Source organism: Paenibacillus sp. UNC499MF (assembly GCF_900107975.1).
In the GTDB taxonomy this organism is placed as follows: domain Bacteria; phylum Bacillota; class Bacilli; order Paenibacillales; family NBRC-103111; genus Paenibacillus_F.
Genome location: NZ_FNVF01000003.1, coordinates 204,380 through 229,589, shown reverse-complemented (window position 1 = coordinate 229,589; position 25,210 = coordinate 204,380). Strand labels below are relative to the sequence as shown.

The following is a 25,210-nucleotide window of genomic DNA, read 5'->3' as shown; positions in this document are numbered from 1 at the left end:
AACTCAATAAAAACTCAGAAGAAATTCAGAAGACGGGAGTGGAGACGTGCATGAACATTTTGTTTGCGGCTTCGGAAGCGGCGCCTTTCGCCAAGACGGGCGGACTGGGTGACGTAATCGGGTCCCTGCCAAAGGAACTTAAACGCAACGGAGCGGATGTCCGGGTCATTCTGCCCAAGTATGACGAGATTCCCCAAGTATTCAAAGACAAGATGGAGACGGCGAACCTCGTCACGTTCAGCGTGAACTTGGGCTGGCGCTCGCAGTACTGCGGCATACAAACCCTGGAACACGAAGGCGTCACGTTTTATTTCGTGGACAACGAGTTTTATTTCCGCAGAAGCGGGCATTACGGATACGGCGATGACGCCGAACGATTCGCGTTTTACTGCCGGGCCGTAATCGACTCGCTTCCGCATCTCGGCTTCAAGCCCGATGTGATTCACTGCCACGACTGGCAGGCCGGAATGATTCCGGTCCTGCTGAAAACGCAGTACAGTCCTTACTATCCGTTCTATGAAGATATCAAAACGGTCATTACGATACACAACCTGCGCTATCAAGGACTGTTTTCCAAAGAGACGATGATGGATCTGTTCGGTCTGAACGCCGGTTATTTCAGCGGCGAGCAGCTGGAAATGTACGACGGCGGCAGCTTCCTGAAAGGCGGACTGCTGTATTCCGACCGCATTACTGCGGTTAGTCCCACATATGCGGAGGAAATCCGCACGCCGTTTTTCGGTGAGCATATGGACAGCCTGCTCCGCTACCGGAGCGATGCGACAGTGGGTATCGTCAACGGTATCGACTACGATCTTTTTAATCCGATGACGGATTCCCATCTCGCTGTCACGTACCGGGACTCCTTGTCCAAAAAGCGGCTGAACAAAACGCATCTTCAGCAGCGGCTGGGGCTGCCGGTCCGCGACGACGTGCCGGTTATTTCGCTGGTGACCCGGCTGGTGCAGCAGAAGGGCATCGATCTGATCCGCCACGTGCTGCCGGAGCTGCTGTCCCTGGATGCCCAATGGGTCATCGTGGGGACGGGGGATCACGAATACGAGCAGCTCTTTCGCGAAGCGGCGGCCCGGCATCCCGACAAGCTGGCGGCCTACATCGCCTTCGACGACGGATTGGCCCGTCAGGTATACGCGGGCTCGGATCTCTTCCTGATGCCTTCGCTTTTCGAGCCCTGCGGAATCGGCCAGCTTATCGCGATGCGCTACCGGACAGTGCCGATCGTCCGCGAGACGGGCGGCTTGAAGGATACGGTAGAGCCCTACAACGAGTTTACCGGCGAAGGCACGGGCTTCAGCTTCAGCTCGTACAACGCGCACGATATGCTGCATACGGTCAGACGAGCGGTAGATTTCTATCTTCATGACCAGGATGCCTGGCGCAACCTGATGGCGAATATCAAGAAAACCGATTTCAGCTGGAAAAAATCGGCTCTGCAGTACAAGTCGCTCTACCAGGAGCTGATCCGCGAAGCGGCGGACAAGGCGAAAGAGCGTCAGAGAGCCTGGCAGGAAGAGGAGCGGCGGCGCAGTGACCAGGAGGCTCAGCTCCGGGTCGCCGCGGCTCATGCGGCCCAGCTGAGGGAAACGGCTCCGGCCGCAAGCGGACGGACTCCCGCACGGCCGAAAGCCGCAGCCGCAAGCGAGGCGGGCGAAGACGACGGCGGGGGCCCCGGAGGCAGAGCCTGGTGGAAAGAGAGCGTCGTCTACCAAATTTACCCCCGCAGCTTTAAAGACAGCAACGGGGACGGAATCGGAGACATCCCCGGTATAATTTCGAAGCTGGATTACTTGAAAGAACTCGGCGTCGACGTGATCTGGCTGTCTCCGGTCTATCAATCGCCCAATGACGATAACGGCTACGACATCAGCGATTACCGCGAGATCATGGACGACTTCGGAACGATGGCCGACTGGGAAAAGCTGCTCGCGGAAGTGCACGGCCGCGGCATGAAGCTCATTATGGATCTCGTCGTGAACCACTCGTCGGACGAGCATGCCTGGTTCCTCGAATCGCGCTCCTCCAAGGACAATCCGTACCGGGATTATTACATTTGGAGGCCCGGCCGTGACGGCCGCGAGCCGAACAACTGGACGAGCATCTTCAGCGGTCCGGCTTGGGAGTATGACGAGCAGACCGGGGAGTATTACCTTCATTTGTTCAGCCGCAAGCAGCCGGATTTAAACTGGGAGAACCCGAAGGTACGCGAGGAAGTCTACGACATGATGACGTGGTGGCTCGATAAGGGAATCGACGGATTCCGCATGGACGTCATCAATATGATTTCCAAGGCGGAAGGGCTTCCCAGCGCCGGCGGAGACAGGTATGCCTGGGGCGGGGATTACTTTATGAACGGCCCGAAGGTTCATGAATTTTTGCGGGAAATGAACGAGAAGGTGCTGTCCCGTTACGATATCATGACGGTCGGAGAAACACCGGGTGTAACCCCCGATGACGCGGCCCGTTACGCGAATGCGGACGGCACCGAGCTGCACATGGTGTTCCAGTTCGAGCATATGGAGCTGGACAGCGGCTGGGGCGGCAAATGGGACCCTTGCGCCTGGAAGCTGAAGGATCTGAAAGCGACGATCGGCCGCTGGCAGACGGGCCTGCACGGACGCGCGTGGAACAGCCTGTACCTGAACAACCATGACCAGCCGAGAATGGTGTCCCGGTTCGGCAATGACCGCGAATACCGCGTGGAATCGGCCAAAATGCTGGCGACTTTCCTTCATACGCTGGAAGGAACGCCATACATTTATCAGGGCGAAGAGCTTGGCATGACGAACGTGCCGTTCAAAGGGATCGAGGACTGCCGGGATGTCGAGACGCTGAACATGTACCGGGAGCGCGTCACCGAAGGCGGAGGCAGCCACGAAGAGGTTATGAACGCGATCCGCATCAAAGGGCGGGATAACGCACGGACTCCCATGCAGTGGAATGCGGAAGAGCACGCCGGCTTTACGACCGGAACGCCTTGGCTTCACGTCAATCCGAACTATACGGAGATTAACGCGGAAGCGGCTTTGGCCGATGCGGACTCTATTTTTCATTATTACAGGAAGCTGATCGCGCTCCGCAAAATCCACCCGGTCATCGTGTACGGCAGCTACGAAATCGTGGCCGAGGATGACGAGCGTATTTACGCGTATACGCGCACGCTCGGCAGCGACAGGCTGTTTGTTATGCTCAACTTTACCGGAGAAACGGCTTCGTTCGCGAGCCCTTACCCGCTTCTGGCCGGAGGCGGCGGTCAGCTGCTGATCGCCAATTACCCCGTTGGGGAAGGAAGCGAGACGAGCGGTTTGGACGCGGAGCTTCAGCTTCGTCCTTATGAGGCGAGGGTCTATCTGCTGAAGGCCATATAGGGCGCGGCCCGCTCCGGATCGAATACGCTGCGCATCCTGTTGAAAGCATCTGAGACCCCGGCGGTTTCAGGTGCTTTTTAACCCCAACTAACTATCCGTTGACGAAGGAGGAAACCCGTTGAAAAAATGGCTCATGTCTGGCACGGCTTTCCTGCTGCTCGCAAGTTCCGCTTCCATACTGGCTCCCGCACGGACGAACGCGATGATCGTAAACGTTCCTTGGGACGTGACGCTGATCCGGGAGACGGCAATCTACGACGATGAAACGTTCACGAAGCCTGCGGGAAGCCTGGCTCCTTTTCAAACCGTTCATATTACGAAGAGAGACAGCGGTTGGAGTATGGAGGATCATACGGAAGATAAGGGATACCTCATCGAAACGTGGCAGGGAGAGAAATGGATCAAGGCCGATCCCGAAACGCTCGTTCCCGGTACGTACAGGCCCGAGAGCGCGACGATCACTCTCGTGGATAAACAGGAGCTGTACGACGAGCCGCTGCAAGAAACGGCCGGCGGAACGGTCATATCCCCGCAGCAGGTAACGGTAACGGGAACGATTGAATGGGACGAAGCGGATTTCGGACCTCCCCGGACGGCAAAATTTTACCGCATCCGGACCTGGCTGGGAGAGAAGTGGATCTACAACAGCTTCTATAAGGAGGCCATCCGGGAAAAAGCGGTCTCGACTACCGTCGATCTTTTTAAGGATACGGAAAGCTTCGAACTGCCTTACACGGGTTCAGCCAAAACCGGAACGCTCAAATCCGGAAGATATCCGGTAACGGCCGTGTGGGAGCTTCCGCCTACGATCGGTGACGGCAGCCCGACGTGGTATAAAGTTTCCCTTCCGGAAGGGGAACGCTGGATTTTACCCGAGGGCGAGCTGGCCGGGGTTCAGGAAACGACGGGTAAAGTGGAACTGCCGACCGGCGGCAAAGGATTCGAGAAGCCGACTTATTACGACGACGAAAATTATGCGGAAGTCGCGCCGGGCAGCTATGACGCTTTTGAAACGTGGAAGGACGGGGAGCTGGAATGGGTGCATATCCGGACGGAATCCGGTGCGGTATGGGTCAATCCCGGGCTGGCGCTGAAAGTGCGGCCTGCCGGTATTATTCCGACGGACGAAGAGGTTCCGCTCACGTCCCGCACGACAACGTACAAGTATCCCGACTGGAGCCGTATTCACAATACGAAGGGCTACTTTGTCCCGCAGACTGTGAAAGCTTTTGAAAAGTGGCTGTCTCCCGAAGGAATGACCTGGTATCATGTTCACGGCACCTGGGACGACTGGTGGATTCCGGAGAACGATGCTGAGGAACCCGCCAAGCAGCCTGCCGAAACGGAAATGAATTCAGCGGTTACGGAGTAAGCGAAAGACGGGCTTGTTTTTATTTGCACAGCTCCATGCTAAAATGGATATACTTGCGAGACGACACCTCATCACCGGTGCTCGTCTTTTTTTATGAGAGGAACGAAGCGGGGAGGACAAAAGCATGAGCGCCAAATGGCTGGAATGGGCCAAGCAGATCCAGGCGATTTCGCAAATCGGGCTTGCCTACAGCAAAGACGTGTACGACCTGGAGCGGTATGAAATGCTGCGGGAATTGAGTGTGGAGATTATGAGCGAGTATACGGACCTTCATCGGGAAAAAATCCGGGATCTTTTTGCTAACGAAACAGGGTACGCTACCCCCAAGGTGGACATCCGCGCGGTCGTTTTCCGGGAGGGCAAGCTTGTGCTTGTGCGGGAGAAGCTGGACGGGGCCTGGTCGCTGCCGGGAGGCTGGGCGGACATCGGGCTGTCGCCTTCGGAAGTGGCGGTGAAGGAAGTCAAAGAGGAGGCGGGACTGGAAGTGAAAGCGGACAGGCTGCTGGCCGTATTCGATAAAAAATTTCACGATCATCCGGAATCCCCGTATCACGTGTACAAATTTTTTGTGCTATGCACCGTTACCGGGGGTGAGATGCAAGGAGGGCTCGAAACGAGCGAGGCGGCTTTTTTCGGAAAAGAGGAGCTGCCCGAACTGTCGGCGGAGAGAAACACGGAGGCCCAGCTGCTTACCATGTTCGAAATGGCCGAGAATCCCGGCAGACCGGTTTTGCTGGATTAGGGGATATGCGGAAAGATCGTGAAACGCCAAACCGGCGGACGGCATCAGGGCGGGAGCAGACTTGACCGGTTCGAGAAACGGAGTGGAGGAGAGAGCAAACCCATGAACAAAAAGCTTGCGATCGTCTTAATGGGGGTGGCATTCCTTGCGGGATTTATGCCTTATGCCGTGGTCAAAACCCACTGGTTCCAGCCTTCAGTGGTTCAAGCGAACGCCGACATTCTTGTGAATCTCGATCAGCGGGATTTGAAAAGGCTGGACGAACTCGTAGACCGGTTCAACCGGGCTCAGGGAGATTATCTGATGGTGATTTCACCGACGATTGACAGCGGCCCGTGGATACATGATGTGCATACGGACGGGACACAGATTGCGTGGACAGTAGACAATACCAGAGATGCGCACAGCTCGCCCAAACAGCAGCAAACGTACAAGTGCGCCTCCATTGAAAAAATCGAAACCACCGAGCGTTATGGGATCCAGCTTAGCGAGTGCGGTGGCGGGCAGGGTGACAAGCTGCCGATTCTGGATATCGAAAAGAACAGTGAGCGCTAGGGGAAAAGCTTTTACGGATCACGCTGGAGAGGGCACGTGGTTGACCACCGTCATGTGACGCCGAGCACCGCGCGTTGGGAGCTTCACGCGGTGCGGAAGAGCCGGACGCCGATTGCGCAGTGATGCCGGTTATGGCGGGCAGGCAGGTTTTATAAAGGGAACGCCAGACCGATGATGTTTGGTATGCGTGAAAAAGCAGCCGTAGCGGTACGGCTGCTTTTTAGTGTGCGCAGGGGTGTCCCGGCGGCTGCCGGAGGGTATATGGCACTGCGCCGCCCACCTGCCGTCCGGACCGGGAAGCGGCGCCGGTACTCAGCCGCACGGCCGCCGGTTCCGCTGCCACGCTTGGCCTGCCGCCCGACCAATGCCCGGCAGAAGGGCTTGTTCGGCTGCCCGCTGACGGCGCTCGGCAGCCTGGCGCACGCCCACTTCCGGAGAGAATCCGGCGCGCTGCGTTACGGCTGATTCAGCGAACCGGACGGCAGCGGAAGCCGGGAAATAAACTGCAGCGCGTCCGGGCCTTTTCTCTCCAGAAGCTGCTGCTTGTACAAGCTGACCGGCGTCACGTGAGCGCCGGTGGACTCCCAGAACGCTTCGCTGCGCGGTCTGGGATCGTAGGTGCTCGGCACGAGTCCGGGCACCACGGTTCCGACGTGGCCGATGGCGTAGTTCTGCGCGGTCGGAGGCTGCTGCGAAGTAAGCGCGCCTTCCGTGTTCCACGTCACGTAGTTCGCGCCTGACCAGCCGTGGCCGCTTCCGAGCCATGCCCGGTCGCGTATCGAGATCGGCGCCTGGATATTGTCGTACAAGCCGCCTACCGACCATTTGTGGTGCGGCTCGCTTGTGTTGAAATTTTTGTCCGTGGTTCCGTCCAGGAAGACGTTCGGTCCCTGCACCCGGCTGTCTACAACGAAAGCGTGGCGGGACGTCTCGACGTGATTGCGCTGGGCGAGGCTCTGCTGGCCCTGGAAATGGATGGCGTACCGGCGGCCTCCCGTGATAATGCTGACCATGTCCAGCGTGGTCGTGTCCTGAACAGTGATCCATTTCGCCTGGCGGCCGACGAGAGCCGTGGCGTAGGAGAGATGGGTTGTGGTCACTTCACGCAGCCACCCGTTCTTCACGCTGTTAAAAACGACGAACCGTTCCGCATGGTTCTCGTCGGCATAGTACGGGTCCGTTTTTCCGTTATCCATGACGGTATCGATAATGCTCTTGTCGAATTCGGAATCGACGCGCATATTTTCCACGCCGACCTGCTCGATCCGCCCCGCATCGCTGTATTTGTACAGCTCGCCGCCGCCCCATTTCAGATCGATGGAATTGGCCAGAGGCACATCGAGGGTGATCCGGCTGCCTTCCACCTTGGTGACCGTCCGGTCGAAATCGAGGTTGAACGCGCCCCACTGCTGCGTACCTCCCTGCCCGGGCCGCATATAAATATGATCCATCCCGATCTCATGGATAAACCGGGCGCTGCCGATCCGGCGGACGACGACCTTGTCTCCGGCTTTATAGGCGCTTGCATCCGCCACGTGAAAAGAAACCGCGCCGGACGGAACGTACAGGTCGGTTACCGCCGTTTTGGAAGCATTATCCGTCACAACGCCGGATGTGCCGCCGATTTCGACGAGATTGCGGGCCGTGGCGCCTGTTCCGAGTAGGACCGTGCCGCCCGCATCCCGGCCTTCTCCGCGCAGGACGACTCCGCCGGCGGTAATTTTCAGCGTACCGGACACTTCGAACCTGCCTTTCGTCAGCAAAACGGCGCCCCGAAAGCCGTCGGGTCCGGGCGGCATTTGCGATACCGCGTCTATCGCGTCCTGAATGCGGCGGGTATCGTCGCCCTCTCCGGGTGAGACAACTGCCTTGGCCTGAACGTTCGGGATCGGGACCCCGCCGCCTTTATAGCCGCTGCCGGAAAAATCGAGAATCCGGTTGCCTTTGAAATCCGGGACGTACGTCATCTTTCCGCTCTCGCCCAGAAAGGCGATGCTGCTCTGCGTCCCGGCCGCTTTCGTCTCGTCCGGCACCGTGAACGAGAAGGTGTCGTGGTAATCCGGTCTGCCGGGCGACGAGAACGTCAGCCGGATCTCGTATAGGCCGGGGACTGCGCTTTGTCCGGTTAACGGCACCGTTTGCCGCTGGCCTTTGCCGAAAGCGGTAACCGGGAGCGTGATGCCCGCAGCGGGACTGCCGTTCAGTCGCACTTCCCCGCTCAGCGTCAGGGCCGTGTTGGCCCGGACCCCGATGGCGGGGAGGGCTTCGCCGGCTGAGAGAATCGCGGGCTGGCCGATTTCAGTGCGGAGCGTGGGATGGGACAGGCTCGTTCCGGCGATGAACGCTTCTCCCTCGAATTCGGCCGGATCTTCCACGACAATCCAGAAGTCGGGGGATTTGATTTTCACGCCGTTTACGGTGACTTCGGCATTGACCATCGCAGCGCCGGTTTTGAGCGCTTTGACCGTTCCGTCCGGACTGATTTCGATGCTTTTGGCGGCGGAAATCCAGCTGACCGCCGTTCCGGGCAGGGGCACGATGCTGCCGGAAGAGGTGACGCCTTTCACGTTTAACGTTTTTACGGCGTCTTTCTGAAGGGTCAGTTCTCCGTTAATCGGAACTTCCTGGCCGACGTCGTTTGCGAAATAGATACGTTTCAGGTCGCTGGGCACGGGATTTTCACTATTCACATCCTTCATAAGCTGAAAGTCGAACACATTCACATTCAGGTTTTTGCCGAGGGTCAGATTTAGCCGGAAATAACGTGCCGTCACTTCTTCAAAGTAAGCGTTCTCATCCTTGCTCGGCGGCTGGTTCCGGGAGCAGGCGGTATGCCATGAGAGGCCATCGGAAGAATACTCGATAGCATACGAGGCCAGGTTATCGGCCCGGTTAAGCGAAAACACGGCTTTGTTGACGGATGTACTCCGGCCGAGATCGACGGAAAGCCACACATTCATATCCTCGCGGTCGGTGCTTGAGGGCTGCCAGTAGGTGGCAGCGTCCCCGTCGACGGCTTTGGATGCTTCCCGGCCGCTTACTTCCGAGCTTGCCGACGCTGCCGGGTTTGCTGCCTGCCCGGCTGCGGCCAAAGCGGTTTGCACGGCCTGCTGCCCCTGCTCGCGGGCCTGGGCTGCCTGCAGCGTCAGCAGTGGCTGGGGCAGCACGAGAGCGGCGGTCAGGACAGCCAGCAGCCTTTTTGAGTTGACGGAAACGGCTTTCATGTACCGAAACACCTCACCTTCGTAAGAATGATTTAAAGCACCTTCACTATAGCAGAGAGGCACTTTAGAAAAATATGGTTTTTTTTAAGGAGTTGCCCGGCTGCCCCCAATCGTAAAAAAGCACAACTCGATCTTAATTGACTCTATTCAGACGGGAGGCAAACACTTTTATACTGGATACAGAGGAAGATGAAAGCAGGTAGAAATGTTAAGCAGCGGCATAACGGCTGACCACCGGAGGGAGCGATGACATGAGCAAATCTCTGTACCAACCCCGCAGCGGCGTGCTGACGGTTCAATACGGGCCTGACGCGCAGACGAAGGTGATTGAAAATCCGCCCCGTTTTACGTGGATTCCCGCCAGGCTCGAGAAAGATTGTTACGTGCTGGAAATATCCGGGCGGGACGATTTCCCCGCAGAGCTTTCCCGGATGTATGCTCCGGTTCCCTATAATTTTTTTACGCCGGAAAAAAGTTTCGCGCCCGGTACGTATTATTGGCGGTATGCGCTGTATGAGAACGATAAGCGCACGTCCGAATGGAGCGTCGCGCGTTCATTTGCGGTACCGGAAAATGTGCCGGAAACTCCGCTGCCGGCCAAAGGCGAACGATTTAAGGAAAGCGGTTGCGCAAGGCCGCGGTTATGGCTGCAGGGCGAGGACGGGATTGCCCGCTACCGGGACAGAATCGCTGCCGATCCCGAAGGAACCGGCTGGAAGCTGTTCTACGAGCTGTCGGTTCTGCCCTGGTCGGAGCGGGAGCCGCATGAGGAGCCCGGTCCGTATCCGGGCAACAAGCGGACGGTGGAGCTCTGGAGGCAATCTTATATCACCTGCCAGGAAATGCTGTACGCGATCCGCCACTTGAGCATTGCGGGAAGGGTGCTGGAAGATTCCCGTCTGCTCGGACGGGCGAAAGACTGGTTACTGGCCGCCGCTTCCTGGGACCCGGACGGGCCTACGGGCCGGGACTATAACGACGAAGCCGCTTTCCGGATGGCGGGAGCTCTCGCCTGGGGCTACGACTGGCTGCACGGCGAGCTGGACGACGGGGAGAGAGAAAAGGTGAAGCGGAGCCTGGCCGCCCGGACCCGTCAGGTGGCGGTGCATGCGATCCGGCGGTCCAAGATTCACCAGGTGCCTTACGACAGCCATGCGGTCCGGTCGCTGTCGTCCGTGCTTACGCCGTGCTGCATCTCGCTTCTGCATGAACAACCGGAAGCGGAAGAGTGGCTTCATTACACACTGGAGTATTTCTGGACCTTGTACACCCCCTGGGGCGGCGAGGACGGCGGCTGGGCGGAGGGCCCCCATTACTGGACGACCGGAATGGCGGCCTTGCTGGAAGCGATCGAATGGATCCGCGGCTATGCGCGGCTCAGCTTGTTCGACCGGCCTTTTTTTCACAAAACCGGCGATTTTCCGCTGTATGTCTACAGCCCCAACGCTTCCACGCGCACAACCTTCGGCGACAATTCAAGCCTGGGCGGGAAGATCGGCGCTAAAACGGGCTACAACATGCGCCACCTGGCGGGTGTAACGGGAGACGGCCGGTACCAGTGGTATTACGAGAAAATCAGAGAGACGGACCCTGAAGCCGCTAAGCAGTTCCACAATCACGGCTGGTGGGATTTCCGCTTCGACGAGCTCGTGTACCGGGAGGCTTACCCGCAGATAGAGGCGAAAGCGCCGGCGGATGCCGAAGAGCTGAAATGGTTCCGCGATGTAGGCTGGGTGGCGATGCATCACCGGATGGACGATCCCGGCGAGCAGATCATGCTGCTGACGAAGGCCAGCAAGTACGGCTCCGTGAGCCATAGTCACGCGGATCAGGGCGCTTTTTATATTCATGCGTTCGGGGAAGCGCTCGCGGTGGAAACCGGGTATTATGTCGCGTTTAACAGCACGATGCACCGCAATTGGCGGAGGCAGACGGTTTCCAAAAACAGCCTGCTGATCGACGGGGCGGGACAGTACGCGGACACGGACAAATCGCTTAATATGGCGGCATCCGGCACAGTCGTGGAGGCGAAGCGGGACAAGAACGGAAGTTACGTGAAGATGGATGTGACCGCCGCTTATCTGGAGCCGGTACCTTATGCGAAACGGGTGGAGCGGGAGATTTATTTTGTGGACCACAGTTATTTCGTTGTGGTCGATTCCGTCGACCTGAACCGCCCCGGTAAAATCGAATGGCTGTACCATGCCATGTACGAGATGGATTTGCAGGAGCAGTCTTTCCGGGTGACCGGGAAAAAAGCTTCGCTGGAGGGACGCTTCGTATTCTGCACGTCCGGCGAGCTGACGCTTTCCCAGAGCCATGAATTTTCCGGCGTGGACGAGAAGGAGATCGAGGGCCTTTCCCGTCAGTGGCATTTGAAGGCGGAGTCTTCTCCGGCGGTTTCCCACCGCCTCGTGACGCTTCTCGTGCCGAAAAAAACGGGAGAAGAGGACCGCTACGTATCGTATTTCATGGACGACCAGGGCTTCGTGTTTTCGCTTTATTTTACGGATAACGGGAAGACAAGGAAAATCGACGTGCAGAAAACTTTCTAGAACAATGTCACGCGGGGGGCCGGGAAGGGCTGCCGATACTGGCGGAAATGCCGGAAATGCCGGAAATGCCGGAAATGCCGATACTGTCAAGACTGCCGGTATTATCGGGGCCCGTAAACGGGAACTGAAAATGGAACTGGAACTGGAACTTATACGCACCAAGGAGGAATCTGGCGATGAGCAATATTAACGTATGGGAAGACGCGGAACCCGGGGTTAAGCGCAAAATCATGCAGCCGGGAGAGTCACTGATGCTGATGGAAGTCCACTTTGAGCCGGGGGCGGAGGGATATGAGCACGCTCATCCGCACGAGCAGCTGTCGTACTGCATGAAAGGGCGGATGGAATTTACGATCGACGGTGTAAAAAAGGTCATCGGGGCGGGGGAATCGGTCTGTATTCCCCCTCACGCCAGACACGGCGCGAAAGCGCTTGAGACGAGCATCCTGCTGGACTGCTTTACGCCGGTCCGGGAAGATCTCGTCAAACGCTAACCCGGATACGAATTTACAGATGAAGAGAGGGATGTATCGTGCGGGACAATGATCCGCTGATGGACGGGGCCGAAGCGGAAGCGAGACGCAGCCGCCCGCCGGATAGTCCGGCGGCGGAGGTGCGCGCTTCCGGCGGGAAAAGCTACGATGGCAGACTTGCCTGGTGGCGGGAGGCGCGTTTCGGGATGTTTGTCCACTGGGGGCCGTACTCGCTGCTCGGAGGAAGATGGAACGGGGAAGAGATCGAGGCCGCCTACGCCGAGCATATCCAGCTTAGGGGACGTATTCCCGTCCGCGAATACGAGAAGGTGGCCGCCGGAATGGACCTGAGCGGATTCCAAGCGGACGAGTGGGTCGCGGCCGCCAAAGAAGCCGGTATGAAATATATGATCGTTACGGCAAAGCATCATGACGGGTATGCCATGTACGACTCGCAAGCGAGCGGGTACAACATCGTGGCGCTCGGTCCGAGCGGACGGGACCCAATCCGCGAATTAAGCGAGGCATGCGGAAGAGGCGGAATTACGTTCTGCCTCTATTACTCCCATGCGATGGACTGGCATCACCCCGATTCCCAAGGAAATACATTGGATTACCCCGATAATATCGGAGCCTGGGACTCGCTCGAAAGCTGGACCGGGGATGAAGCGAAGAGCCGCCGGTATGACCGGTATTTGCGGGAGAAAGCGTTCCCCCAAATCCGCGAGCTGCTCACCGGATACGGGCCCGTCGGCATTCTCTGGTTCGACTGCGGCCACAAAATCACGGATGAGCAGGGACGCGAGTTCGCCGAACTGGTCCGTTCGATCCAGCCCGGCTGCCTGATCAACAAAAGAATCCGTTCCGACGAATTCGCGGATTACGGCAATCCGGGAGACAACCAGCTCAGCGTACGCGTAACACGGCCGGATTGGGAATCGATTTTCACGTTGAACGATTCGTGGGGCTTCCGGCATGCGGACCGGAACTGGAAAACGCCGGAGGAGCTGATCCGGATTCTGGTTGAGACGGCGAGCCGGGGCGGCAACACGGTCTTCAATGTCGGCCCCGAAGGCAGCGGGCGCATCGATGAAACTTCGCGCGAGCTGCTGCGGGAAGTCGGACGGTGGATGGCCGTCCACCACACGAGCGTCCGCGGCACGGAGGGCAGCCCGATCGGGAGCCCCGAGTGGGGCTGCTGCACGGCCGATCCGCGGCAGCGGAAGCTGTTCCTGCACATCCTGCGGCGGCCGCCCGGCGGCAGGATGATCGTGCCCGGCATCGCAAGCCCGGTCACCGCGGTCCGCTGGCTGCACGATCCGGCGGCGCCCGCGCTCCGCTTCCGGCGGCTGAACGGGCTCGACCTGCTCGTGGAGCTTCCCGGCCCCCTGCCGGACAACGCTTCTTCCGTATTGGTGCTCCAATACGAAGGAGAGCTTGCAGCCGACCCGCACAAGCGGCTGATGGAGGAAGGCGCGACGACTTTCCCGGCTTTCGACGGGGAAGCCGCCGGGGAGCGGCTGCGCTACGACACCGGCAAGAAGGGCCGCGATAACGTCACGGACTGGAGCCGGGCGGGCGACAGCCTCTCGTGGACGTTCCGGGCGGCGCAGCCCGGAACGTACGGGATCAGCCTGTCGTATGCGGCGGAACCCGGCGTCTCGGGAGGCGTTTACTCCGTCTTCTGCGGAGATCAGACGCTCCGGGCGGAAGTCGTTCCCACAGAGGGACCGTATGATTTTGCGGTCCGTGAGATTGGCGGCCTCGAAATTCCGGGTCCGGGCACATACACCTTGACGGTAAGGGCTGAAAACATACGAGGCGGTTATTTGATGAATTTGCAGCAGGTGGTTATGAAAGCGTTAACGGAGGAGGAGAAGACGCATGTTCAGCTTTAAGCCGGCTCCGGTCGGCGGCGGATTCCGCATGGAAGGATACTGGGTCTGGTGCGGTTCGGCCGTGAAGGGCGAGGACGGACGGTATCATCTGTTCGCGTCCCGCTGGCCGGACAGTCTGCCGATGCATCCCGGCTGGCTCGTCTCGTCCGAAGTGGTGCGCGCCGTCTCCGATACGCCCGAAGGGCCGTATACGTATGCGGAAACGGTGCTTCCCGCCCGGGGAGCGGAATACTGGGACGGCCGCAGCACGCACAATCCCCATATCGTCCGGATCGGCGATACTTATGTGCTCTACTACATGGGCTCGACTCATCCGTTCGCTGATCCGCAGCCGGGAGAGCCGCTTGGCCTGGATGATCCCGTTACGGTCGTGGCCCGTTCCAATAAGCGGATCGGCATCGCCACGGCAGGGCGGCCGGAAGGTCCGTGGCTCCGCCGGGACGAACCCGTGCTGGATGTGCGCCCCGGCAAGTTCGATAGCTTCCTGACGTCGAATCCGGCTCCCTGCGTACTGGAGGACGGTTCGGTCCTCCTGGTTTACAAGGCAAGGAAGTACGAAGGCTTCCGTCACGGGGAGATGACAATCGGGGCGGCGAAAGCCCCTCACTTCGAAGGCCCGTATACGAGGCTGGCCGAGGGGCCCCTGTTCCCGGTGCATTTCAACATCGAAGACCCGTTTGTGTGGAAGACGGAGGACGGCTTTTCGATGATCGCCAAAGACATGACCGGCCGCCTGTGCGGAGAAAAATACGGAGGCATCCGCGCCTCTTCGCCGGACGGGGTGACGTGGTCGCTGTGCGATCCTCCGAAAGCTTATTCCCGCACCTTCCTGTGGGATGACGGCGTCGTGAGGCAGGCGGGCAATCTGGAACGGCCGTTCCTGCTCATGGAGGGCGGTGTGCCCACTCATTTGTTCGCGGCGGCTTCCGACGGCACGAGGGGGTTCCACGATTGCACGAAAACCTGGAATCTGGTGATTCCGCTGAAGGAGGCGCCTCCCTCATGCTGATCCGTAAAAACGATATCGTGCTGTTTCAGGGAGACAGCATTACCGATGCCAAACGGGAGCCGGGCCATGAGCTCGGCAGAGGCTATGCCTGGATGGCGGCGGCCCGGTTCGGCAGCTTGTACCCGGAACTGACCGTCACGTTCCTCAACAGGGGAATCAGCGGAAACCGGGTCCGGGATCTTCAGGCCCGCTGGGAGACGGACTGCCTGGAGCTGAAGCCCGGCGTCGTCTCGATCTATATCGGTGTCAACGACACGTGGAGAAGATACGACCGCGGCGATCCGACATCCGCGGAAGCGTTCATTGCCGGCTACCGGGACCTTCTGGACCGGACGGTAGAGGGGCTTCCCGGCGTGAAGCTGATGCTGATCGAGCCGTTCGTGCTGCCGGTTCCCGAAGACCGGCGGCGCTGGCGGGAAGATCTCGACCCGAAAATTCACGGAGTCCGGGATCTGGCGCGGGAATACGGGGCGGCTTATGTGCCGCTGGACGGCATGTTCGCGCAGGCTTCTGTGAAGGCGCCCTGCACGTACTGGGCTCCCGATGGGGTGCACCCGTCTCCCGCCGGTCATGCGCTTATCGCGGATGCGTGGCTGAAAGCGGCCGGCGTGCCCCGCGCTCTTTTTTAACCCGGTCCCTGCACAATATAAAGTCTTTGATCAAGTCTATTCCGACAGCCCAGGAGGTACTTATGGCCAGTAAAATTCAGCCGTCCGACAAAGTCAGGTACGTGCAGAGGCATGAAGTCGGATCGAATCTGCGCAAATACAAAGCGCTGTATCTGCTCTCGATTCCCGGCATTCTTTATTTTATCGTGTTCAAGTATGTGCCGCTCATGGGGAGCATCATGGCTTTTCAGAATTACAACCTGTTTAAGGGAATCACGGGCAGTCCGTGGGTCGGCCTTGATAATTTCTTCCGGATGTTCGAATACGACGAGTTTTTGAAAATTTTCATGAATACGCTCCTGATCGGGCTGTACGATATCGTGATCGCGTTTCCGGTGCCGATAGTTCTGGCGCTGCTGCTGAACGAAGTGCGCAAAATGGTCTACAAACGGATTCTTCAAACCGTCGTGTATATGCCGCATTTTCTGTCCTGGGTCATTATCGGGGGAATCGCGGTAGGCATTCTTTCTCCGACGACGGGAATCGTGAATACGATGCTCGGCTGGTTCGGCATGGAGCCGGTATATTTTCTCGGGGAAGATTCCTATATCCGCAGTATTCTGATCGGTTCGGGCGTCTGGAAGGACGCGGGCTGGGGAACGATCATTTATTTGGCGGCGCTCGCCGGGGTTAACCCGGAGCTTTACGAGGCGGCCAAAATCGACGGAGCGAGCCGCTGGAAGCAGACGACGGCCATTACGATTCCAACCATTATGCCGACGATCGCGATCATGTTTCTGCTGCATATCGGGCATTTTCTCGATTTCGGATTCGAGCGGGGATATGTGTTCCTGAACTCGCTGAACTCGGACAGCGGCGAAATTTTGGATACGTACATTTACCGGGTCGGGCTCCTGGGCAAACAGTACAGCTATACGACCGCCATCGGCCTGTTCAAATCGCTGATCGGCCTTGTGCTTATCATGATCGGAAACCGTCTCAGCAAGAAAGCGACAGGCGAATCTTTATACTAGGGCAGGTGACGTTTTATGATGAAAGAAAGCAGGGGAGAGCGCTCGTTCCAGGGGTTTAACTACGTGCTGCTGACTGTAGTGGCAATCTGTATGATCCTGCCGATCGTCCACGTGCTGGCGAAGTCGTTCAGCAGCGAGCTGGCGCTCAACCAGGGCAGGGTGTCCGTTTTTCCGGTGGAGTTTACTTTGTCCAACTTCGCGTTCGTGTTAAGCGACAGCTCCGTATGGCAGGGTTTTCTCGTTTCCGTGTTCGTGACGGTCGCCGGAACGCTCATCAATTTGATCGCGACGACCTCGCTGGCTTATCCGCTGTCCCGTCCGGAATATATCGGGCGCCGGTATTTGCTGCTTATGGTGCTCGTTACGTTTATTTTCAGCGCGCCGCTTATTCCGAACTATCTGCTCATCAAAAATCTGGGGCTGCTGGACACGGTCTGGTCGCTCATCATTCCCGGCATGATCAGCGCCTACAATTTGTTTATTATGCGCTCGTTCTTCTCGGGGCTGCCCGGCGAGCTTGTCGATTCCGGCAGGATCGACGGCTGCGGCGAAATGCGGCTGATCTGGAGCATCGTGCTGCCTTTGTCGAAGCCGGTTATGGCGACGATGGGCTTGTTCTATGCGGTGGCCCACTGGAATTCCTACTCCAATGCCTTGTATTATATCAATAACCGGAATCTGTTTCCGCTTCAGGTCAGACTGAGAGAAATCGTCATTACGGACAATTTCGGGGAGATGACGTCCACGTTTGAGAATACGCTGAATATTTCGCCCGAAGGCATCAAAATGGCCGTAATCGTGGTGGCGACGGTGCCGATCCTGTTAATCTATCCTTTTTTGCAGAAATACTTCATAAAAGGTATGCTTATCGGGTCGATTAAATCATAAAAGAACACAACGCCAAAATAAGAATCCCAATACCCGTAAAAATCTCCAGCCCTTATCATGAAAGTGTAACCGGGGTCGTATCACGAGGAAGAGATGAAAGGAAGGATTCTTGATGAAAAAAGGCTTGGGTATACTTCTGGCGGCGGTTCTATCTACCGGAACGCTTGCGGGCTGCAATTCCAAGGAACCGGCAAAAGAAGGCGCGGCGGGCGCGGGTCCCGTTAAATTCTCCGTCTCCTTCTCTACGGGGGGCAATGCCTATCTGGAATCCGCATCCGATATCAACAAAGACAAATGGGTGCTGGAGCTGGAAAAACGCACAAACACGGACCTGGATTTGAAACCGCTTTCTCACAAAGAATTCGATCAGAAAATGAGCCTGATGTTTGCAGGCAACGATATTCCGGATGTCGTCAGCAATTTGCGCGGGGGGCCGACAACATCCTCCATGTCCGGGTCGGTGGAAGCGGGCGTGTTTATGCCGCTTGACGATCTGCTCAAGGAATACGCGCCGAATCTGATGAAGCTTGTTCCGAAGGAAGCGTGGGAAGAAACATCGTACGACGGCAAAATTTACGGCATACCCGGCTGGCTGACCAACCCGTCGAGACGGGCGACCTTTATCCGGACGGATCTTCTGGAGAAGGCGAACCTGAAGCAGCCTGTCACCGTCGAGGAATATCTGGACGTTCTGCGGGCGTTCAAGAAGATGGGCGTGGAAAATCCGTACCAGATCCGCGAGCAGTTTAAATATGCGGACACGTTCCTGGGCGCTTACGATGTGATGCCGTATCAGTTCGAGCTGATGAACGGCGAAGTGGTGCCGAAGTTTTTCGATGTGGAAAATATGACGAAAGCTCTCCAGACGTACAAAACGATGTATGAGGAAGGACTCATTCCGAAAGATTTTGCAACCGTTTCCCAAACCGACTATAACAAAAATATCGCGGCGGGCAAATCCGGCATCTGGTCGGCGAACGGCGAGGCGCTGCTGAATTTCCGGGGCAAGATCAAGGATGCGGTGAAGGACGGCAGAGTGGATATCGTCCCGTCCCCCAAAGGTCCCGAAGGCAAGGGCGGACACGGCGTGTACGGATATATTTCGACGGCGAAGTATATCAACAGCAAGGTGGACAAAGAGAAAGCCAAGAAGATTATCCAGTTCTTCGACTGGATGAGTACGGAAGAAGCGGAAGAGTTCTTCACCTTCGGAATTGAAGGGGAAACCTATACGAAGGAGAACGGCAAAATCAACTATAAACAGCCGAAAACGAAGGAAGAAATCGACGAGGCGAACTACCGGCAGACGACGCTCTGGATGGTCCATGACCTGACCTACAACAAGAAGCTTTCCGAATTGACGGAAGACGGCAAAGACATGGTCGAAGCGTTCGACAACGTGCTGTCCAAGGAAGGCGTAGGCGGGATCACGTTTACGACGAGTCTGGCTTCCTTTACGAAATACCCGGATCTGGCTTCCGGAGGAGATACGGGTCCGAAATTCATTCTGGACCAGATGATCCAGATGATATACGGCAAACGCCCGATCTCCGACTGGCCCAAAGTGATCGAAGAGTACAAAGCCAAGGGCGGCAAAGAAATTATTAAGGAAGCTACGGAACGGTACAACAAAAAAGAAGGCGTGGTTGACCGCGCCCGTTAAGCAAAGCTAAACTTAAGCTAGAATGAAAGCGTTTTAAATTCCGGCTGACCAAAAGATCCGCCTCCCTTGCAGAAGTTAGCGGGGAGGCCAGCTTTTTTTGCAAAAGCACATACTTCGCGACGGGGGAGCTGTTACCATGCATTTGTTGATCGTCGACGATGAGCCGATTATTCGCAAAGGCCTCGTAAAAATGGCGGAGCTTTATCCGTTCGAATTCGCCGGCATTCATACGGCCGCGAGCGGCGCCGCCGCGCTTGAAATTATCCGGGAGCGCGAGATCGACCTCGTGTTTACCGACATCCGGATGCCGAAAATGGACGGGCTGGAGCTGTGCCGTGTTATTCACGAGCAGTACAGCCATATTCCGTGTATCGTGATTTCAGGTTTCGGCGATTTCTCCTACGCTCAGAAATGCCTGTTCTACGGGGTGAAGCATTATTTGCTGAAGCCGGTGACGGCGCCGGATCTTCATGAGGTGCTGGCCGATTTTATGAAAAACCGGGTGAAAGGGTTCGTGGCTTTGTCGGATTGCGTGGACGTGATCGAACGGATGGAACAGCTCCTCTGGAACCTCGAAGAGGACAGGCTGCGCACGCTGATCGGAGAGTGGAAGCAGAACTGTCTGGCGAGCGGAATGAACATGCTCCAGCTCCGGCAGCTCATCAAGGAATGCATGGCGCTGCTTCTCAAGAGGCTTCAGGCCAGGGGTCTTCCGGTCAAGAACGAATGGGAGGACGGGCGCTGCGTTTCCAAGGACCAGATTTTCGAGCAGATGCAGCTCCGGCTGGAGGACATCATGGAGAAGCTGCATCAGCAGCGCAGCGGCACCTACAAAAATCTGCTCGATGAAGTAAAGACTTATATCGACACGCATCTGGCCGAAGAAATTACGCTCGACGAGGTAGCCGAGATGGCCGGCTTCACTCCGACATATTTCAGCTCCATGTTCAAGAAAATGACCAATGAAACGTTTGTGAAATACCGGATCAAGAAGCGGATGGAGAAGGCGCAGCAGCTTCTGGCGATCCCGCATATCCGCATCGTCGACGTGGCCGCCAAGGTCGGGTACGAAGACTATCCGCATTTTACGAAAATGTTCAAGAAAACGACCGGCTATTCTCCTTCGGAATACCGGCAGCAGCTGGGGATTAAATGATTAAATGGAACCTTTCCCGCAAAATTTTTCTTTATTTGCTCTCGATAATTTTGATCACCTTGACCTCTGTCGGGATCTTTACGTATAAAAAGGCGTCCGATGAGCTGGATAAACAAAACCGGCTTCATATGAATCAAATTTTAACCAATGCGCTCCATCATACGGATGTCTATGTGAAAAGCTACGACCGGCTCACGATTTCGCTGCTGACGAACCGGGACATCAAGAAATTCGTCGATCTTCCTCCGGTTCCGGAGCCCTACGATTATTACAAGTTCTGGAGCACGATCCGGGAAACCGCGCTTCAGCCGATTTTTATCCGCAATCCCGAGATTGTGTCCATGTACGCGATAAGCTTTGCGGGCAACGGAATTTACGGCTACAGCAACGATCAGGCGGAGGGAACCTATTCCCGGGAGCAGACACTCGGCCAGATGGAGCGGCTGAAGAGCGTCACGGAACCGGACGGAACGCTGAGCATTACGACGGACAGCATTCTTCCGGCGATGAACGGCAGTGTAATCCGGCTGTCCCGGCAGATTAAAGGGCTGCAGTCGGCGGACTATAAAGGAATTCTGGCCGTCGAGATCCGGTCGAACGATCTTTCCATGCTTTGGAAAGGGATCGATCTGGGCGAAGGCGGCTATTTCTTCATCGTCAACGACAAAGGCGAGATGATTTATCAGCCGTCCAAGGACGGAATCAGCCCGAACGCGCTGCCGGAGCTGGTGCCCCGGATTGTCCGTTCCGGGGAGACGGGCTCCTTCCTGCATAAAGGGCCGGACGGGGATGAGCGGCTTTACATGAGCCGCAGATCTTCTTACTCCGGCTGGAATCTCGTCGTTTCGATGCCGATGAGCGAGCTGAAAAAACCGGTGACGGCCATCCGCACGACGACGATTCTGATCGGCTTGTTCACGCTGGCTATCGCGGTCGCGCTCGCGTACCGGTTCGGCCGCTCGATCACACGGCCGATTCTTGTGCTTATTCAGGGCATGCGGCAGACGGAGCAGGGCAAATGGTCCACGGTGCCGCTGCCGAACCGGCGGGACGAGATCACGGAGCTCATGCAGCGCTACAACCTGATGGTGGGACGTTTGTCGGAGCTTGTGGAGCAGGTTTACGAAGGCGAGCTCAAGCAGCAGAAAACACAGCTCGAACGGCAGCAGGCCGAATTCCAGGCTCTCCAGCTTCAGATCAATCCCCATTTTCTTTACAACACGCTGGAAACGATCGTATGCTATGCCGTCGTGCAGGATTCGGAAGAAATTTCGGAAATCGTCAAATCGATGGCCTATATGCTGCGCTATTCGGTTCAAACGAACCTGGAAGAGATAACCGTGGCCAACGAGCTGAATCATGTGCTGAACTATATGATTATTTTGAAGCACCGGCACGACCGGGAATTTGAGCTGGATGTCGCGGTTCCGCCGCAGTTTCTGCTTAAGAAAATGGTTCGGCTTACCCTGCAGCCGCTGATCGAAAATGTGTTCCAGCATGCTTTTCCGGACGGTTTGGAGGATCACCACTGGATCCGGATCGATGCCGGAGAAGAAGGCGGGAGGTTCTGGATTTCGGTGGAAGACAACGGGGCGGGAATGAGCCGTGAGACGCTGGATAAACTTCAGTCCAAGCTGAAAACAGAGCAGTTGACGGATGCTCCCGCTTCGGCGGAACTGGAAGAGAGCGGAATGGGCGGGATCGGTGTGCTGAACGTGCACCGCCGGATCCAGCTGGTGTTCGGAGGGGAATTCGGCCTCCGTATCGAAAGCGAGCCCGGCACCGGGACGAAGATGACGATGATGATGCCGGTTTCCAAGCCTGCCAAGGAAAGCCCGGACGAAGGCTTCGGCGGATGGCCGGGAACCGGAAGCGGGTGGCGGATCGGTCCCGCTGATTCTGAAGGGACCGGAAGAAGCGGAAGAACGGTATAACCCGTAAGTGCGAAATGCGACGGGGCTCGTGAAGGCGGTAAATAAAAAATGGCGGGTGCCCTTTTCGGAACAGGGCACCGGCAAGCCTGTAAAGGAGGCGGACCATGTCTGCTAACAAGCTCTGGTATACGCGGCCCGCTCAAGCATGGACCGAAGCTCTCCCGGTCGGCAGCGGCAGACTGGGTGCCATGATTTACGGCCGCACAGCGGAAGAACTGATTTCGCTTAATGAGGATAGCTTGTGGTACGGCGGTCCCAAAGACCGGACAAATCCGGAGGCCGCTGCCGCTATGCCCGAAGTCAGAAGGCTGCTCATGGAGGGCCATGTGATCGAGGCGCAGGAGCTGGCGCATGTGGGGCTGACCCCCATCCCGAAATATGCCGGCCCCTACCAGCCGCTGGGAGACCTGCGCATCTGGTTCGGAGAGCATGAGCCGGAAGCGGGTACTTACCGCCGGGAGCTGGACCTGGCGACGGCGCTGTGCCGCGTCGAGTACACGTCGCAAGGCGCAGGCTACACCCGGGAGCTGTTCGCCAGCGCCCCGGCCGGTGTGCTGGTGCTCCGCCTAACAACGACTCACCCGGAAGGACTGAGCTTCCGGTTTCATTTGGGGCGGCGTCCCTTCGACGAAGGAGCGGCGCCCGACGGTCCGCATGCGGTGCTTATGCAGGGCCGGTGCGGACCGGACGGCGTGCGGTATGCCGCGCTTGCGGGCGTGAGCGCCGAAGGCGGCACGGTCCGTACGGCCGGTGACTTCGTCCTCGTGAAGGGAGCGGCCGCGGCGACGATCTATGTCGCCGCGCAGACGAGCTTCCGCCACGAGGAGCCCGCCGACGTCTGCAGGCGGCAGGTCGCGGAGGCCGTGCGGAAGGGCTACGAAGCGGTCAAAATGGAGCATGAGGCGGACTATGCGCCTCTTTTTGCCCGGATGAGCCTGGAGCTCGATACGCCGGATGACGATGCCCGGCTGCTTCCCACGGACAAGCGCCTTGACCGCGTTCGCGAGGGAGGGGAGGACCCCGGTCTTCTTGCGCTTTTTTTTCAATACGGACGCTATCTGCTTCTGGCCAGTTCAAGGCCCGGCACGCTTCCGGCCAACCTTCAGGGAATCTGGAATGCGGACTACCAGCCTCCGTGGGAGTGCAATTACACGCTGAACATTAACCTGCAGATGAATTATTGGCCGGCGGAAGTGTGCAATTTGAGCGAATGTCATGAACCGCTGTTCGATTTTATCGACAGGCTGGTCGAGAACGGCAGAGAAACCGCCCGGAATCTTTATGGGTGCAGGGGATTTGTGGTTCATCACAATTCAAACTTGTGGGCGGAAAGCGGCATCAACGGAATGCTTCCGCGGGCGGCCGTCTGGCCGATGGGCGGAGTGTGGCTCGCCCTTCATCTGTGGGAGCATTACCGGTTCGGTGGGGATGAAGACTTTCTGGCCCGGCGGGCTTATCCCGTCATGAAAGAAGCAGCCCGGTTTCTGCTCGACTTCATGACGGAGGACGGCCAGGGCGGGCTGCTCACGGGCCCTTCCGTATCGCCGGAGAACAAATATGTGCTTCCCGGCGGAAAAAGCGGCTATCTGTGCATGGCTCCGGCCATGGACATTCAGCTCGCGCGCACGCTTTTCGGGGCTGTCCGCGAAGTGGCGGCCGTGCTGACGGACGGGCGGGCGATGGGCGCGGAGCAGCCGGAGCCCGGCCGCATCGGCGTCTGCGCTGACGGCGATGCGGCCGCTTACCGTGGGGTGCCGGCGGGCTCGGCGCCTAACGCGGACGAGCGCGAAACGCCCGGAGCCGCGTTGCCGGAACAGCCCCCTCCGGGCAGCGCCAAAGGTCCGGCGCTCTCCGCGGAGGCCAGCGCCGCCGGCGCACATGCGGCCGTGCGCGGGCACGCCGCCCTGCCGGCGGAAGCCGCATGGCTGGAGGAGCTGACGGCGGCGGAGGCCCGCCTGCCGCAGCCCGCGACGGGCAGGCACGGACAGCTGCTCGAATGGCTCGGCGACGAGGAGGAAGAGGACCCGGGCCACCGGCATATCTCGCACCTGTTCGGCCTATTCCCGGGCGAGCTTATTTCCCCGGTCCGTACGCCGGCCTTGGCCCAAGCGGCCAGAGTGACGCTGGAGCGCCGGCTGGCCGGTGGCAGCGGACATACCGGCTGGAGCCGCGTGTGGATCGCCCATTACTGGGCGAGGCTGAGAGAAGGCGAGGAAGCTCACCGCCACTTGACGGCTCTGCTTCGGCACGCGGCCGACCCTAATTTGTTCACGGAGCATCCGCCGTTTCAGATCGACGGGAACCTGGGGGGGACATCCGCCGCCGCCGAAATGCTGCTCCAGTCCCACGAAGGGTTTCTGGATCTTCTGCCCGCGCTGCCGTCCGCCTGGCCGGGCGGAGGCGTCAAAGGACTGCGCGCGCGCGGAGGCTACGAGGCGGATATGGAGTGGGAAGGCGGACGGCTCACACAAGGCCGTATTACCGCCTCCTTGGCCGGAACCCTTCGTGTCGGGTACAAAAGGCCGTTTACCGCTTACCGGGACGGCACAAAAATGACCGGAAAATGCGATTTTTCGGGCGTTCACGGGCTCTATATGATGGAAATTGAGCATGGGGCACATACGGTTGTGGAGATCCGGCTATAAACGCGGGCGCACCCGCACCGCGAAAATAGACGATAAAAAAGGCTCTTCTCCCAAGGAGAAGAGCCTTT

At 58.0% G+C, this 25,210-nt stretch carries 16 protein-coding genes and 2 pseudogenes; 17 read left to right on the top strand and 1 reads right to left on the bottom strand.

The window, feature by feature from the left end; genetic code table 11:
* Positions 1–50: 50 nt before the first annotated feature.
* The 6 genes and pseudogenes from glgA to C4S74_RS09065 all read left to right on the top strand — a co-directional run.
* Positions 51–1,472, top strand: a pseudogene (glgA, locus tag C4S74_RS26965) (glycogen synthase GlgA); the annotation flags it as partial.
* A 225-nt stretch (positions 1,473–1,697) separates the two neighbouring features.
* Positions 1,698–3,386, top strand: a pseudogene (locus C4S74_RS26960) (alpha-glucosidase); the annotation flags it as partial.
* A 118-nt stretch (positions 3,387–3,504) separates the two neighbouring features.
* Entirely contained in the window at positions 3,505–4,758 is a 1,254-nt protein-coding gene (locus tag C4S74_RS09080; protein WP_103995019.1) for a hypothetical protein, read from the top strand.
* 124 nt (positions 4,759–4,882) lie between these two features.
* Positions 4,883–5,500 carry an NUDIX hydrolase gene (locus C4S74_RS09075; protein ID WP_103995018.1) on the top strand — a complete coding sequence of 206 codons (618 nt, stop codon included), beginning with the start codon at positions 4,883–4,885 and terminating at the stop codon, positions 5,498–5,500.
* Between the two features lie 18 nt (positions 5,501–5,518).
* Entirely contained in the window at positions 5,519–6,055 is a 537-nt protein-coding gene (locus C4S74_RS09070; protein ID WP_146065488.1) for a DUF4362 domain-containing protein, read from the top strand.
* Positions 6,056–6,238: 183 nt separating this feature from the next.
* Complete coding sequence (locus C4S74_RS09065; protein ID WP_146065487.1) at positions 6,239–6,520, top strand: hypothetical protein; 282 nt, start codon at positions 6,239–6,241, stop codon at positions 6,518–6,520.
* On the opposite strand, the gene C4S74_RS09060 is transcribed toward C4S74_RS09065, so the two are convergent.
* The gene (locus C4S74_RS09060; protein WP_103995015.1) at positions 6,511–9,279 is read right to left on the bottom strand and encodes a discoidin domain-containing protein; all 2,769 of its coding nucleotides are present in this window, start codon (positions 9,277–9,279) and stop codon (positions 6,511–6,513) included. The two genes, C4S74_RS09065 and C4S74_RS09060, sit on opposite strands and share 10 nt — an antisense overlap.
* A 251-nt stretch (positions 9,280–9,530) precedes the next feature.
* Here C4S74_RS09060 and C4S74_RS09055 point away from each other — a divergent pair, with 251 nt between their 5' ends.
* From C4S74_RS09055 to C4S74_RS09000, 11 genes are all read left to right on the top strand, one after another.
* Positions 9,531–11,834: a DUF4962 domain-containing protein gene (locus C4S74_RS09055; RefSeq protein ID WP_103995014.1), complete on the top strand. Its 2,304-nt coding sequence runs from the start codon at positions 9,531–9,533 to the stop codon at positions 11,832–11,834.
* 176 nt (positions 11,835–12,010) lie between these two features.
* Entirely contained in the window at positions 12,011–12,328 is a 318-nt protein-coding gene (locus C4S74_RS09045; protein WP_103995012.1) for a cupin domain-containing protein, read from the top strand.
* Between the two features lie 38 nt (positions 12,329–12,366).
* Entirely contained in the window at positions 12,367–14,205 is a 1,839-nt protein-coding gene (locus C4S74_RS09040; protein WP_103995011.1) for an alpha-L-fucosidase, read from the top strand.
* Positions 14,192–15,214, top strand: a complete 1,023-nt coding sequence (locus tag C4S74_RS09035) for a glycoside hydrolase family protein (RefSeq protein ID WP_103995010.1) — start codon at positions 14,192–14,194, stop codon at positions 15,212–15,214. The genes C4S74_RS09040 and C4S74_RS09035 overlap by 14 nt, the downstream gene beginning before the upstream one ends.
* A complete protein-coding gene (locus C4S74_RS09030; RefSeq protein WP_103995009.1) occupies positions 15,208–15,843 on the top strand; it encodes an SGNH/GDSL hydrolase family protein in 636 nt (211 codons plus the stop codon). The genes C4S74_RS09035 and C4S74_RS09030 overlap by 7 nt, the downstream gene beginning before the upstream one ends.
* A gap of 62 nt (positions 15,844–15,905) precedes the next feature.
* Positions 15,906–16,856, top strand: coding sequence for a sugar ABC transporter permease (locus C4S74_RS09025; protein ID WP_103995008.1), 951 nt, complete (start codon positions 15,906–15,908; stop codon positions 16,854–16,856).
* A 15-nt stretch (positions 16,857–16,871) separates the two neighbouring features.
* A complete protein-coding gene (locus tag C4S74_RS09020; RefSeq protein WP_103995007.1) occupies positions 16,872–17,744 on the top strand; it encodes a carbohydrate ABC transporter permease in 873 nt (290 codons plus the stop codon).
* 112 nt (positions 17,745–17,856) lie between these two features.
* Positions 17,857–19,407 carry an extracellular solute-binding protein gene (locus tag C4S74_RS09015; RefSeq protein ID WP_103995006.1) on the top strand — a complete coding sequence of 517 codons (1,551 nt, stop codon included), beginning with the start codon at positions 17,857–17,859 and terminating at the stop codon, positions 19,405–19,407.
* Between the two features lie 136 nt (positions 19,408–19,543).
* The gene (locus C4S74_RS09010) at positions 19,544–20,563 is read left to right on the top strand and encodes a response regulator (RefSeq protein WP_103995005.1); all 1,020 of its coding nucleotides are present in this window, start codon (positions 19,544–19,546) and stop codon (positions 20,561–20,563) included.
* Entirely contained in the window at positions 20,560–22,497 is a 1,938-nt protein-coding gene (locus C4S74_RS09005) for a sensor histidine kinase (protein ID WP_103995004.1), read from the top strand. Before C4S74_RS09010 ends, C4S74_RS09005 begins: the two co-directional genes overlap by 4 nt.
* Before the next feature lie 104 nt (positions 22,498–22,601).
* Positions 22,602–25,142, top strand: a complete 2,541-nt coding sequence (locus C4S74_RS09000) for a glycoside hydrolase N-terminal domain-containing protein (RefSeq protein ID WP_103995003.1) — start codon at positions 22,602–22,604, stop codon at positions 25,140–25,142.
* Positions 25,143–25,210: the final 68 nt, after the last annotated feature.